Source organism: Nocardia rhamnosiphila NBRC 108938 (assembly GCF_000720425.1).
GTDB lineage: Bacteria > Actinomycetota > Actinomycetes > Mycobacteriales > Mycobacteriaceae > Nocardia > Nocardia rhamnosiphila.
Map to the genome: position 1 here is coordinate 888,617 of NZ_JOAJ01000001.1, position 13,440 is coordinate 902,056.

Annotated in this window: 12 protein-coding genes; 7 read left to right on the forward strand and 5 right to left on the reverse strand. The window is 68.9% G+C overall.

Annotated features, from left to right (window positions below; genetic code table 11):
- Positions 1-20: 20 nt before the first annotated feature.
- The 3 genes from IG75_RS0104180 to IG75_RS0104190 form a co-directional block, all read right to left on the reverse strand.
- Complete coding sequence (locus tag IG75_RS0104180; RefSeq protein WP_030519804.1) at positions 21-2,504, reverse strand: bifunctional lysylphosphatidylglycerol flippase/synthetase MprF; 2,484 nt, start codon at positions 2,502-2,504, stop codon at positions 21-23.
- Complete coding sequence (locus IG75_RS0104185; RefSeq protein ID WP_030519805.1) at positions 2,501-3,832, reverse strand: alpha/beta hydrolase; 1,332 nt, start codon at positions 3,830-3,832, stop codon at positions 2,501-2,503. The genes IG75_RS0104180 and IG75_RS0104185 overlap by 4 nt, the downstream gene beginning before the upstream one ends.
- 173 nt (positions 3,833-4,005) lie before the next feature.
- Complete coding sequence (locus IG75_RS0104190; protein ID WP_245713094.1) at positions 4,006-4,815, reverse strand: helix-turn-helix transcriptional regulator; 810 nt, start codon at positions 4,813-4,815, stop codon at positions 4,006-4,008.
- Positions 4,816-4,865: 50 nt separating this feature from the next.
- Between IG75_RS0104190 and IG75_RS0104195 the strand changes: the two genes are divergently transcribed.
- Entirely contained in the window at positions 4,866-5,297 is a 432-nt protein-coding gene (locus tag IG75_RS0104195) for a DUF2000 domain-containing protein (protein WP_081876728.1), read from the forward strand.
- A gap of 269 nt (positions 5,298-5,566) precedes the next feature.
- Here IG75_RS0104195 and IG75_RS0104200 read toward each other — a convergent pair whose 3' ends face one another.
- Positions 5,567-6,160 carry a hypothetical protein gene (locus IG75_RS0104200; protein WP_156058624.1) on the reverse strand — a complete coding sequence of 198 codons (594 nt, stop codon included), beginning with the start codon at positions 6,158-6,160 and terminating at the stop codon, positions 5,567-5,569.
- 392 nt (positions 6,161-6,552) lie between these two features.
- Here IG75_RS0104200 and IG75_RS0104205 point away from each other — a divergent pair, with 392 nt between their 5' ends.
- From IG75_RS0104205 to IG75_RS0104225, 5 genes are all read left to right on the forward strand, one after another.
- Positions 6,553-7,014 carry a VOC family protein gene (locus tag IG75_RS0104205; RefSeq protein ID WP_030519809.1) on the forward strand — a complete coding sequence of 154 codons (462 nt, stop codon included), beginning with the start codon at positions 6,553-6,555 and terminating at the stop codon, positions 7,012-7,014.
- A 282-nt stretch (positions 7,015-7,296) separates the two neighbouring features.
- Entirely contained in the window at positions 7,297-8,670 is a 1,374-nt protein-coding gene (locus tag IG75_RS0104210) for a glucose-6-phosphate dehydrogenase (RefSeq protein WP_030519810.1), read from the forward strand.
- The gene (locus IG75_RS0104215) at positions 8,667-9,230 is read left to right on the forward strand and encodes a gluconokinase (RefSeq protein WP_030519811.1); all 564 of its coding nucleotides are present in this window, start codon (positions 8,667-8,669) and stop codon (positions 9,228-9,230) included. The genes IG75_RS0104210 and IG75_RS0104215 overlap by 4 nt, the downstream gene beginning before the upstream one ends.
- A gap of 124 nt (positions 9,231-9,354) precedes the next feature.
- Complete coding sequence (locus IG75_RS0104220; protein WP_030519812.1) at positions 9,355-9,645, forward strand: hypothetical protein; 291 nt, start codon at positions 9,355-9,357, stop codon at positions 9,643-9,645.
- Positions 9,646-9,655: 10 nt separating this feature from the next.
- Positions 9,656-9,910, forward strand: a complete 255-nt coding sequence (locus tag IG75_RS0104225) for a hypothetical protein (protein ID WP_030519813.1) — start codon at positions 9,656-9,658, stop codon at positions 9,908-9,910.
- A gap of 95 nt (positions 9,911-10,005) precedes the next feature.
- Here IG75_RS0104225 and IG75_RS0104230 read toward each other — a convergent pair whose 3' ends face one another.
- Entirely contained in the window at positions 10,006-11,193 is a 1,188-nt protein-coding gene (locus tag IG75_RS0104230; protein ID WP_245713093.1) for a lipase family protein, read from the reverse strand.
- Between the two features lie 564 nt (positions 11,194-11,757).
- On the opposite strand from IG75_RS0104230, the gene IG75_RS0104235 reads away from it, so the two are divergent.
- The gene (locus IG75_RS0104235; RefSeq protein ID WP_245713092.1) at positions 11,758-13,263 is read left to right on the forward strand and encodes a hypothetical protein; all 1,506 of its coding nucleotides are present in this window, start codon (positions 11,758-11,760) and stop codon (positions 13,261-13,263) included.
- Positions 13,264-13,440: the final 177 nt, after the last annotated feature.

Below are 13,440 nucleotides of genomic sequence, written 5' to 3' on the forward strand. Positions count from 1 at the left end.
CCGGGACGCATCGCGGTGACTCAGCGGCGGAGCAGATGGGTCAGCAACTGCCCGCTCTCCTCCAGCGACAGATGCGGTAGGTACGCCCGGCCGACGGCGATCCCGATGGTCGGTAGTGCCGCGGCATCGGGGAACACCATGTACACGGGCCGGTGCCGCGGTTGGAACTTCGCCTTGAAGGCGAGCAGCGACCGGAAGCCGTAGACCGGTTCCAGGGTGCGGCCCAGCAGATCGAGCAAACTGTCGAGTGCGCTCCGGTCGAGGTCGGGTTCGGTGCTGTCGCCGGCCAGCGGTGCCCCGGACAGACTGAGGAACTCGAGCCGCTGTTCCTGGCCGGACAATGCGGCCGAGGCGATCAGGAATTCCATCGCCACGCGGAATCCGTCGCCCCGGCGCCGCATGAAATCCAGGGTGAGGCCGACGAGGGCGCCGTCCCGGTATACCGGCATCCAGGAGGTTACGGCGTGGATGTGGTCGTCGCGGTCGACGGCCAGCAGCAGCCGGACCTCGGGATCTCGGAGTTCGGCCAGACCTCCGAGGGTGAAGCCCATTTCCGGCAATCCTTTGTCCGCGACCCATTCCTCGGAGATCTCGACGATCTGCTCGGTCACCGCCAGCGGCGCCTCGGCGAACGTTGTCCACCTCGCCTCGATCCCCTCCTTGCCCGCTCGATTCAGGGCGGTTCGCACATCCTGGAACTTCTTGCCCTTGAACGCGAGATCGGCCAGATCGATGATCGTCTCCTCGGCGACCTGCAGGCAGCTCCAGCCGTGCTCCCGGGCGAGGGCCGCGGTATCGGGGCCGACAGAGTAGAAGCACGGAGTCCACCCGTTGCCGAGACACCAGGCCGCGAACTCGTCGGCCGCCGCGGCCAGCCCGTGGTGTGCACCGATCGGATCGGTCGTGGTCAGTGCGACACCGGAATGCACCCGATAGGCCACCGCGTGCCGGCCGTCCGCGCTGAACCAGTACCTGTTTCCGGCCCAAGTGCTCATCCACGACAGGGAACCGCCGCCCGGGTCGTGCAACAGCTCCCGCACCCGTCGCTCACCGCCGAGGTCGTATCCGGCCGGTGGGGTGAAGAAACTGCGCAGCATCAACAGGCCCAACATCACCCAGACGAGCACGCCGATCCACTCGAACAGCAGGGTGGCCGCCGGGGTCAGCGGCAGGACCGGCGGTTCGAAGAGCTGGAGGTACACCGGCGGTAGCAGCCGCAACGGGGCATCACGCAGCAGGGTGCCGACCCCGGGTTCGCGGTCGAAACCGCCGGTGAGCAGTGTCCCGGCCACCACGTAGATCGTGAGCGCGGCCCCCGCCGCGGCGAGCGTGCCCAGCCAGACCCGGCGATACGTTCCGCGTGCGGCGCGCACATCGAAGAGCCGCCGGGTGGCCAGCAACAGCACGAGGACCGCGATCAGGGCGAGCAGCGGAGCGAAATCCCGGTACACCGTACTGTGCCGATGGATGCCGTAGAGCACCCAGCGCGCCTCGTCCTGCTCGATGGTCCGCACGACCACACTGACGCCGGCGAGGCCGAGAAGCACGATATGCCCGCCGACCGAGAGCAGCCAGGCCGCTCGCCGGCCGCGACGCAGTCCCTCGGCCGCGACGAGCAGCAGCAATGACGGCAGGATGTTCATGGTCAGCGGTCCGACACCGGACAGGCGCAGTGCCTGCTGCCCTTTGCGGCACTCGTCGTGCAGGACCGGATCGGCACAGATGTCGACCAGCTCGCGCGCGCTGTAGGGCACCTGATCGAACAGTTCACGCAGGGACGACAGGGGCCCGATGGCATGCGGGGAGAATGCGGCGAAGATCGGGCCGAGGACACTGGCCGCGACGACGAGAGCGACGAGTGTGCGGCGCTCGCGGATCGTTCCGCCGAGCACCGGGCTGCGCGCGGAGCGCCCGAACAACAGCGGTCCGATGAGCAGGCCCGCGAGCGCGACACACAATCGCGTCATATCCGGCAGATGCCCGGCGAACAGGGCCGTGGTCACCAGGATCACCAGCAGCAGCGCGCGGATACGCCGGCGCCACAGAGTGTGCATCGCCGCGCTGGCGGCGAGCAGCGCCCCGAAGATCCAGGGCAGCGGGTCCGCTGTCAGGTGGCCGTGCAGTTCCAGACCCCAGGAGTTCGGCACCGCCGACGCGAGCCGCGCCGCGGCCAGCGCCAGCGCGGCGCCCGCGCCCTGGGCGGCGAATACCGCGATCGCGAAACGCCGGCTGCCGATACGCTGTTCCACCGGCACCGCGACAGCGAGGACGAACACCGTCGCCAGCAGATAGCCGCCCGCCCCGGAAGCGAACAGTCCCGAGGTCCACAGGGTCCAGACATACCCTGTGTCGAGGGCCGGGAGGCCGAGCGAGACGTGCGCGGCCAGCTCATGCGACGGGCCCTTCGCCCACGCTCCGGTGATCACCGCGAGAATCCAGATGACCGCCAGCAGCCCGAGGGAGACGGGTGCGCGGGAGAGCCCCGCTGCGACGCGGGTCGTCACGACGCGTCCAGACCGAGACGGTGGCCGAGCCACGGCAGCTCCTTCTCCAGACCGGCGGACCACACGGCGAAACTGTGCCCGCCGGGCAGTTCGGTGAGGTGGACATCCATTCCGGCAGCGCGCGCGGCGTCGGCCAGCCGCTCGATCACGGCGCGGTATTCGGTGTCGCCGAGACCCACGACGAACGCGCCGGCGGAATCGGGGTAGCGATGGTGGGCCAGCAGATCGGCGGGGTTGTTCCGGGCGAAGGCGTCCGCGTCGCCGGCGAAGGCCTCCTGGATCGTGGTCGTGCGATCGCCGAGCGTCGGTTCGGCCTGTCCGGACAGATCGAGGAAAGTGGGATAGACCTCGGGGCGGGTGGTGGCGAGTTGTAGCGCGCAGGTGCCGCCGTAGGAAAGCCCGCCCACTGCCCAACCGCGCGGATCCGGGTTCACCTGCAGATGGGTGCGTACCCAATTCGGTACGTCCACGGCCAGGTAGGTCGCGGCGTTACCGAGCCGCGAGTCGACACACAACGGATTGGCCAACCGGCCGCCGGTGCCGTCGGCGAGTACGACCACCGGCGCCAGCCCCCGGTGTGCGGCGGCATAGGCGTCCATGATGCGGGTCAGCCGGCCGCCGACGAGCCAGTCCTCGGTGCTGCCCGGCTGCCCGGCCAGCAGGACCAGCACCGGCAGGACGGGCCGGGGCTCGGTGAAGTACGCCGGGGGCAGATAGATCCGCGCGTCACGGGCGGGGAACCGGGACACGGCACCCGGAACTGCGGCCCGGGTCACCGCGCCGGTCTCGGGCATATCGGCGGAGGGGGCCCAGTTCGCCGGTGCCGGAGATCCGCCGGGCACCGAGTGCGGTGCCAGCGCGGTATCGAACGGCACGGTCCGATAGTCGGTCATGCCGAGCGCGGTCCGCACCGTCGGGTACGCGTCGAATCCCGCGTTGATCCCGCCGGCGGCACAGAGCACAACCGCGGCGGCCGCCGCGACGAGCCCGGTCGCGACCAGTGGCCGCGACCGGTCCCGGCGCCGGACGAACCCGCGGCCGACGGCCAGTGCCACCGCGAGCACCGCAAGCCCCGACCAGACGTAGACCGACGGGGGCAGGGGATCGGGAAAGGGCCGCCAGACCTTCTCGATGAGAACCGCGGCGAGTACCACCGAGAGCCCGGCCGCCGCCACCACGACGGCGACCCCGGTACGCAACCAGCGACGATGCCGGCGGGCCACCAGCGCCGCCAGGCACACCGCCGTGCCGGCGACGAATACGTAGGTCGCCGCGGTCGTCGTCACGTGCAGGTCGAGTACCGCGTCGACGAGCCCGGACCACGACATGACGTCCAGTATGCAGGCCCGCCGGGCCGGTGAGCGGGACGCGCGCCCGCCCGCGGAACACCGGCGGAAGTGAAGCAGGACAGCCGCCCATGGCCGCTGTGCGGAGCGTGCGCGCGAGGTCGGGCGGTAGGGAAGTGGGCCGACCGATCGCGGCTCCGCACATCACCTCCGGGTTACCGGTGGGGTGTCCGGGCGGGATACGAGGAGGCGAACTGTTTCGGCGTCGCGCCGATCATTCGCTTGAAATGCCGGTTCAGATGTGATTGGTCGTGGAATCCGGCCGCGACCGCCACTTCGGCCGGTCGGCGGCCCTCGAGCAACAGCCGGCGGGCCAGATCGATCCGCCGGCCGATCAGATACCGATGCGGTGCGATACCGAACTCGCGGGAGAACGCGCGGACCAGATGCGCCGGGTCCGCGTAGAGAATACGGCCGGCCTGCGCCAGGGTGATTCCGGCGACCGAGTGCTCGTCGAGGAGTGCGCGCAGGTCACGGGCCAGGGAGGGGTCGCGGTGCGGCGGCGGGGGCGGACGCCTGCGGCGTAGCCGGCTCTGCAGGCGTTCGAGTACGAAGGTCAGGCGGCTCTCGGCTTCCAACTCGTCACCGGGATACCGCAGCGTCTGGTGCAGCCGGTGGATCCGATCGCGCAGGATCGGGTCCCGGGTGCTCGGAGTATCGACCGCCGGGCCGATACCGGAGAGCCGGGTGTCCTCGATGTAGAGCACGCGTTTACGGAATCCCGCGGGCCCGGCCGCCCGGCCGTCGTGCGGCACATGCGGCGGCAGCAATGTCACCCAGTGCTCGACCGAGCCGTGCTCCCGGCCGTTCAACTCGTAGCTGATCGCACCGGAATCGACGATGAGCAGGGTCCACGCGTCGTGGGTGTGCGGGGGATAGGCGTGGTCGGTGAAGCGGGCGTGGAACACCTCGTGGATACCCTCGATCCGCGGTCGCCACGCGGTGATCTCCGGTACGTGCACCACATCAAGAACGTACAAGACCAGCTGTGTGGGCGATCGGCAGGATCGGCGGAGTGGAGACAGACACCTCACCCGTTCGATTCGACACCAAGATCGCCGTACTGCTGCGCGAGGACCTCGCCGGCTGGCAACGCCTCAATGTCTCGGCGTTTCTCGTCAGTGGGATCGCCGCCGCGAATCCGGGCCTCATCGGCGCGCCGTACGCCGACGCGGACGGCACCGGATACCTGCCGATGTTCGGTCAGCCGGTCCTCGTGTTCGCCGGTACGAAGGAGACCCTGCGCACCGCGCAGACACGCGCACTCGACCGCGGGCTCGCCCTCTCGATATTCACCGCCGATCTCTTCGCCACCGGCAACGATCACGACAACCGCGCCGCGGTCGGGGCCGTGGGCCGAAACGACCTCGACCTGGTCGGTCTGGCGCTGTACGCGGACCGCAAGCTCGTCGACAAGGTCGTGAAGGGCGCGCGTATGCACCCGTGACGCTGTGCGCCCCGACCCCTCCGCGACGCTCGGCTCAATGCGGCGTGGCCCCCGAGAACTACCCCGAGACCCGCGGCCCGGGCGGCGTCGGCCTCGTCGGCGAAATCATCATCGGCCTCCGACGGACGCAGGACACCGGCGGGGACGAGCAGGACCATGTCCGTTTCCTGCTCATCCCCCGGGGCGGGCGCCACGGAATCACCCGCGGCGGGCAGGAGCGGCCCGGGCTCCGCGACCGCGCCCGCCGGACCGGCGAGCGGACTGCCGTTCTACCGGCTCGCGTACACGACGAGAAGGTCACGCATGGCGCGGATCTCCCGGTTGGCCTCGTTCAACGCGGTGCGTAACCGGTGGTTCTCGTCGAGCAGGTCGTCGAGTCCGTGCGCGGAGTCCACGGCGGTTCCCGCAGGGCGCACCCGCACCAGTTCGGCCGTGGGCTCGGCGGTGGTCGCCGGCGCCGGTTCAGTGGTTTCGGCGGTGATTTCCGGTGCCGGGCCGGCGGTTTCCGGCGCCGCCTCGGTGGGCTCGGCCACCACGGCCTCGGCCATGTTCTCCGCCGGTTCCGTGGCGGCTTGCGCCGTCTCGGTCTCGGCGGCGACCGGTTTGGTGGTCACCTTGCCGGCACCGCGGGTACGGCGGCGGGGTTTGGCGGGCGCCGGAGTGTCCGCGACCGGTGCGGTGTCGGCGCTTTCGGAAAGTCCCGCGGCGCGGACCCAATTGGCGAGTGTGTTCGTGGCGGGAAGCCCGCCTTCGCGTTCGGAGACCTGCGTGCACGCCGCATTGAGCGATTTACCCTGGGCGAGGAGTTTGTTCACTCGGTTGACGAGTTTGGTCTGTTCTCTTTTCGAGTAACGCACTGCCATTCGATTTCCTCCTGCACTCCGGGTCGTACGCCGGGAATTGAACCATTAACCGGCCGTTCTGTCCTCATCGGGTGCGCCGGGCGTAACCGCAATACGCGCATAGAATCCGGCAGGAAACACGGAACATGTTTCGCGCCAACGAATTCAGAGTGTGCGACCGATGGGCCGAAAACTCGGCGGGTGATCGCGCCGCACCGACCGGATGGGCGGCGCGTTCGAGACCGGACCAGGTGTGGGTGCGGCAGCGGCATGCCTGTCCGGCCGGGCCCGGACCGGAAAATCTGTCATGTTCCGCGCCCGGTCCGCACGGTATTGCGGACCGATTCTGTCCGCCCGCCCTGTCAGACTGACCCCATGGTGCACACTCATATCTCTGCGAACGGAGCAGTCCGATGAGCCGCGGTATCCAGGTCACTTTCGATGCCCACGATCCGCGGGCGCTGTCGTCGTTCTGGCGCGAGGCCCTGGGCTATATCCATCCCGGTCCGCCGGGAGTAGAGCTGCCGGCGGGCGCCGATCCGCTCGCCGCGTGGGACGACTTTCTCGCCGGAATCGGCGTACCGGAGCAGCAGCGCAATTCGAGGTCGGCGCTCGAGGACCCGGAAGGTCACGGCCCACGATTGTTCTTCCAAGAGGTTCCCGAAGGCAAGGTGGCCAAGAACCGCGTCCATCTCGATGTCCGGGTGGCGCCCGGACTCCACGGGGAGGAACGGATGGCTGCGCTCGAGGCCGAATGCGATCGGCTCGTGGCGCTGGGCGGAACCCGGATCCGTCGCCACGAGCCCGCGCCTCCGTTGGAGACCGGCTTCATTGTGATGGCCGACCCCGAAGGCAATGAGTTCTGCCTGGACTGACCCGGACCGCGCCGGTCGCATCCTCCTGAGTAGGGGCCGTCGGCGGGGCGTCGGGGCCGCATACGTCCCGCCTCCCGGCCGCGGTCCCGCACGGCCCCCGGACCTCCTGTTACGTTGACACCGCTATCCGTCGGCAAGCCGTACCGATCATCCGAGCACGCGGGAAGGCGGAAGAATGCAGATCTCGATGATGCACCGGCGACGCCCGGCCCGGCCGAAGGGCCCGCGGCGGGACGGTCCCCCCGCTGTTCGTGGCGACCGGAACCGCGCGGAGGTGGCCCGGTGATCGACCGGCTGGTGATCTTCGGCGGCACCGGCGATCTGGCCGGCCGATACCTGTTGCCGGCGCTGGCCGCGCTGCGCACGGCCGGATGTATCGACGACGATTTCGATCTGGTCTGTGTCGATCGGAAGGAATGGGACGACCGGCGATTCGGTGACTGGGCTCGCGACCAGCTCGATCGGCACGCCGGCGAGACACCGCCGGAGGCGCGGCAGGCGATCGTCGCCGCGGCCCGCCATCGCCGCGCCGATATCCGCAATGCCGTCGATGTCGCACAGACGGTGCACGGCGACGCACCGGTCGCCGTGTATCTGGCACTGGCGCCTGCCCTGTTCCCGGCCGCCATCCAGACCCTGCACGCCGCGAAGCTGCCCGCCGGTAGCCGGATCGTGCTGGAGAAACCCTTCGGTGAGGATCTGGCGAGCGCGCGGGAACTGAACCGGTTACTCGCGGATCTGCTGCCCGAGCAGGCGATCTTCCGGGTGGATCACTTCCTGGCGATGACCACGGTGCAGAACCTGCTGGGAAGCCGGCTGTCCAATCGCGTCCTGGAATCGATCTGGAACAGCGCGCATATCGCGAAAGTCGAGATCGTCTGGGACGAAACACTCACCCTCGAGGATCGTGCTGGATACTACGACGGGGTGGGCGCGCTCAAGGATATGGTGCAGAACCATCTCTTGCAGTTGCTGTGCCTGGTGGCGATGGAACCCCCGATCAGTCTCTCCGAACGTGATCTGCGCGATCGCAAGGTCGATGTGCTGAGGTCGGTGCGTCCCCTGGCCGACGCCGATATCCCGGCCCGCACCAGGCGGGGACGATACGGCGCGGGGACCGTCGGGCAGCGGGCGGTGCCGTCCTATGTCGACGAAGTCGGGGTGGAGCCGCAACGGCGGATCGAAACCTTCGCCGAGATCGCATTGGCCATCGACAACTGGCGATGGTCGGGTACCTCGTTCGTCTTGCGCACCGGGAAGGCGCTCGCGCAGGACCGCAAAGAGGTGGCCGTCCATTTTCGTCCCGTACCCGCCATGCCGTTCGGTCACGACGGCACGACGGCGCCCAATGTCCTGCGCTTCGGCCTGGACCCCGAAAGCCTCACCCTCGCGCTGAACGCGGTCGGGACCAGCGTCGACACCCTCGCGCCGCTCACCCTCACCGCACGGATCGAGCCGCCGGAACTGCCCGCCTACGGCACACTCCTGCTGAATGTCCTGCGAGGTGATCCCGCGCTGTCCCTTCGCGCCGACGAGGCGGAAGAGGCATGGCGGGTGCTGGAACCGGTACTGTCCGGGTGGGCGCGCGACCTCGTCCCGCTGGAGGAGTACCCGGCGGGTTCACTCGGGCCGCCCGGGATCGACAGGAATCGATGACGGTCGTGGAATCGACGCAACACCCCGTATCCCGCGCACCGTGCGTCGTGGTGATGGGGGTTTCGGGGACCGGAAAGACCACCACGGCCCGGCTGCTGGCCCTGCGACTCGGGGTGCCCTTCGCCGACGCGGACGATCTCCACCCCCGGGCCAATATCGACAAGATGGCGTCCGGGCTCCCGCTCGACGACAGCGACCGGGAGCCGTGGCTCGCCGAGGTCGGCGAGTGGCTGCGGGCACGCGCCGCCGAGGGGACCGGCGGCGTCATGGCCTGCTCGGCGCTCAAACGCCGCTATCGCGACCTGCTGAGGGCAGGGGCGCCCGGTACCTACTTCCTGCTCCTGACCGCCGACCGTGCGGAACTACTGGCACGGATAACCGGCCGGACCGGGCATTTCATGCCGGCCGCACTGCTGGATTCCCAACTCGCCGCCCTCGAACCCTTGCAACCCGGAGAGCACGGTGTCGCCCTGCACGGCAGCCGCAATGCCCGGCACGCGGTGGAGGTGGCGATACGGTCGCTGCGGGAGCACGCCGCGGAGTACCGCCCCGATCTATGAGCCGCGTTTTCCACCCGTGACAGTCGCCGCCCGGGTGGGTGATAATGGCCACGAACCGGTTCGACCTCGAAATTCCGCCCGGGTGATGTGACGGCTTCTTCGCCGATCTTTCCAGGGAGGCCTGATGGTCCAGGTTGTGCCACTGAACTGGCTCGGTTCGTTCTGTAATTTCGGTGGTCCGCTGGCACCGGGGGAAACCGACCACTGGTGGACGGCCGGCGGCGATTGGGGCCGGGAGAACCGGCTCTACCTCTTCACCGCCTATTGCGACGGCGGCGCCGAGATCGCGGTCCGCAACATCACGCATTATCGCGGCGGGCACGACGAAACCCATTTCGAAATACACAACGACGGCGCGGGAGAACCGGTCTACTACTACTTCTACATAGCCTGGTCCGAGCCGATACCTGTCTGAGGGGGACCCGTTGCGCGTACAGATCGAGTACGACCAGGACGGCCGGATCACCGCGGTATCGGGGGTCGTCACCGTCGAGCACCCCGACGGCGATCTCGGCCGTTCGGCGCGGTTCGTGCGGCCCGGGCACTTCATTCTCGATCTCGACACCGGGGTGATGGCCGATCGGACGGATCTGGCCGGATTACGCCGGCTCGCGACGCAGTATTCGATCGCCGGCCACCCCGATCATCCGCGGCTGGTGGAACGCGAAACCGACGACTGAACCGGCGGTATCCCACCGCCGGCGCCCCGGACACCGGTGCGGCCTGTCCGGTGAAGTTCACCGGACAGGCCGCATAACACCGGCGTGGTCGCTGCTCAGCAGCCCTTGGCCATCGGTTCACCGCGAAACCTGGCCTCCACGAAGTTCCAGGCGTCGGCGAACCCCGCGGCGGCGGCGGTCATATGCTCGGCGATGTCGTAGGTGGTCAGTTTCACCGGCGCGCCCGCGCGGCAGGAGCGGTCGGCGAACTCGGCCACCCCGTCGTACGGGGTGAGCTCGTCGTAGCGTCCATGCCACAGATAGGTCGGCGTGGTCGGCACCCCGTCGAAATAGCGCAGGCTGTTCTCCCGCAGGACCTGGTGCGCTTCGGGGCTGTCCATCAGACTCTTCGACGCGGCCATCTGCTCCGCACTGCGGAAAGCGCCGTGGAACAGCAGGAACCGCCGGCAGGCGTCATGGGTGAACTCCCGGAACCACAGCCCGTTCTCGTTGAGCTGGTCCGAGATCGGCAGCCGGTCCGGGTACTCCCGCTCCAGACCCATGGCCGCGGCGAAGGCCAGGCCGAAACCCGGATGCGGGGCGAAACCGAGGCCCAGCGCCATCTGCTCCAGATCGGCGGGGATACCGCCCGCGGCGATGCCGGCGATCTTCAGTTCGGGCGCGTACGAGGGTTGCAGGGCCGCGGCCCATCCGGTGGCCAGACCGCCCCCGGAGTAACCGGCCAGGGCGACGGGGGAGTCGGCGAGGCCGAGTTCGGCGGCCCGCTGGACGGCGCGGACACTGTCGAGGGTGACCATTCCACTGAGCCGTCCGGCGGCATAGGCGACATTCGGTCCCAGGTAGTCGGGCACCGAGATGGCCCAGCCGCGCCCGATCGGCAGCATCGCGCCGACGGCGTCCTGTAGTTCACCGTTGAACAGCGACCGCGACGGATTGCATCGGGTGCCCAGCGAATTGATCAGCGCCTGATAGGAGACCAGCGGTGGGTTCTTCACGCCGGCGGGCAGCAGCACCGTGGTCACACCCATGATCGGATTACCGAGGGAGTTGGTGGACCGGAAGGCTACCTGCCAGCCTTCGGTGCCCACGTACATACCGGTATCGATCTTGCGGGTGCGCACCACCTCGCCGGGCTGCAGTTCGGCGAGTTCGGGGGGTGCGGTGTAGAAGGGGTCCGGGTCCGGTTGCGGGTAGAGCGGTTCGGCGCTGGCGCCACCGCCGAGAATCCCGACCGAGACGAGGGTCAACAGCAGGACCAGGATGCGGGTGGAAACTCTGGACACGTTCTTCTTTCGGACAGCTGGAATCGACCGGCGCCGGCCCGGCATTCGTGATGCCGCGACGGCCTGCACCGTGAGGAGATGCGCGGTGGTGCAGCGAACGGCTCCGGTCGCTGTCGTACAGGTGTACCGCGGCGACGATCCGCGTGGCGGGATCCATCGCTCGAACGAACGTCTGCTCCGGCTTGTGACCGCATCCGAGTTCGGCTCGACGAGCAACGATACGACGTCCGCGGGCGAAAAGTGTGATCTTGCTGAAGGGGGACAAGGGATTCTGCGCGAACTCATAAGGAAACCCGGATACCACTGGAGCCGTCACAGCGGCCGCTGCCGTGATTCACGGTGTTCCTGCCCGGTGCATGTGGTATTACCGCGGTCGGTAACCGCTCGGGGAGCGGCAGGTGAGCGGCGGTCGGGAGTGAGGGTGAGCGGCAGGGCACGGCCGGTTGCGGCCCAGCTCGGATATCGACCGCTCTTCCCGTTGTTGGGACGAAAATTTACTGTTGTCATGAAAAAATTTCGGTAGTTGGTGACGGTGCGGACAAGGAAGACCGGCGGAAGTAAGCAGTGAGCGATCAGAGCAAGGGCTCCCCGGAGGGCGCCGGGGACGAGAAACCGGAGATCGATTCCCGGCTACCGCTGAGCGGTGAGCCCGGCGAGTCCACTGCAGACGCCGATCCCGCCGAGGTCGAAGGCCGTGAGCGCGCTCTCGCGTGGGAGATCGCCACCGCACTGGGCGAAGCGGGTCCCGTCGAGTGGCGGCAACTCGACGCCGTTTTCGCGCTCACCACCACCACGACCTTCGCCGAGGTGGTCTACTCCGGCCGGGAACGTTCGATGCGCACCGAGCCGGCCGGGCCGGTCCTCGACAAGGTCCGCGAACACCGGGCACTGGTCGCCGAACTGGACGGGGAGCCGTGGTGGCGCCTGCTGCTGCAGCTGAGCGCCGAGGGGGAGTTCGAGGTCGATTACGACTTCGGTGACGAGCCGTTTCCGGACGGTCAGCTCTTCGAGCCCGATGCCTACCGTGCGGACCTGGACGAATTCCCCCGGGAATCGCTGCCGGTCTGGCTGGCCGCCTACATCGGGCACGCCGAGCGGCAGATGCGCACACCCCAGGACGCCGCGCAGGACGCGCGCGCGGACCGCGCCGCCAAAGTATGGCCGACGATGGCCGAGAACGAATTCCCGGACTTCCCGGCGATGTGGGCCCGGTGGGCGTGTATCTCCGCGGGCTTCGTCGCAGCCGGTTCCGACTGGGGGCCGCGGGTGCTGCCCGGCATGGGGTGGTTCGAGAGTTCCCGCCGCGGTGGTTCGACGCTGTACACGCTGCCGGGCGGACGGGCGGTGCTCTCCGGTGGGGTCTGGGAGGCGCCCGATCTGGACGCCGCATACAACGATGGCGCCCCGATGCCGCGCTTCTTCGCGGGCGCGCCCGAATGGATCGCCGACCCGGTACTCAACCCGCGCTCGGCCACCGGCCTGCTGTCATTCGTCTACTGGTGGGAGGGTGGGCGCTGGTATCGCGGCGAATCGCCGTCCGCGGAGGCCTGCGCGACCGCGGTGCCCGGAGTGTGGACGGGCGATACCGTGGCCGGCATTCTCGCCGGACTGGCCGCGCAGCCGCCGACCGCGCAGCACCGCGCCGCCGCCGGGGCGCTGGTCTCGGCCGCCGAGATCGGGGTCGTGACCCGCGAAACCCTGCTCGCTCTCTTCGACGAGGAACAGTTCGATATCGACGGCGCCATGTACCAGCTCGGTCTCGCGGGCGTCGTGGCCTCGCCACCGCCGCGGATGTCGGACGAAGAGGCCGTTTTCCGGGTGCGCGGGTACATCGAGAGCCGGGGCCTGGACACCACCGGTTACCCGCTCGACCAACTGGTGGCCGACCGGTTCAGCTGCGGCTGGATGGTGTACGTGCCGGTACCCCGCGGGGAGATCGCGATCGGCCGGGCGATCTTCTACATCGCCGACGACGGCGTGCTCGAGCACTCGTCCTCGTCGATCGCCCCGACGACATTCGTCGAAGAATTCGAGCAGCGCTACCACGAACGCCGCGGGCTGACGGTGTGAGCGCAGTCAGAGTGATATTTCCGTGGACCTCGGCACTTCCCGTCGGAAGCCTTCGCCCAGCAGGCCGAAACCTCGGTCTCGAAGCGGGCCCGGCCGCCGACCCGAAAGCCGCCGAAACCGTATCGAGCGCGAGCCTGCGGCGGGTGGTCTGTTGTTGGCGGCCGGCCGCCGAGTAAC

Excerpts from the sequence above, each read along its gene's own strand:
- IG75_RS0104185 (WP_030519805.1), bottom strand. The coding sequence starts at position 3,832 with ATGTCGTGGTCCGGGCTCGTCGACGCGGTACTCGACCTGCACGTGACG.
- IG75_RS0104200 (WP_156058624.1), bottom strand. The coding sequence starts at position 6,160 with ATGGCAGTGCGTTACTCGAAAAGAGAACAGACCAAACTCGTCAACCGA.
- IG75_RS0104205 (WP_030519809.1), top strand. The coding sequence starts at position 6,553 with ATGAGCCGCGGTATCCAGGTCACTTTCGATGCCCACGATCCGCGGGCG.
- IG75_RS0104215 (WP_030519811.1), top strand. The coding sequence starts at position 8,667 with ATGACGGTCGTGGAATCGACGCAACACCCCGTATCCCGCGCACCGTGC.
- IG75_RS0104220 (WP_030519812.1), top strand. The coding sequence starts at position 9,355 with ATGGTCCAGGTTGTGCCACTGAACTGGCTCGGTTCGTTCTGTAATTTC.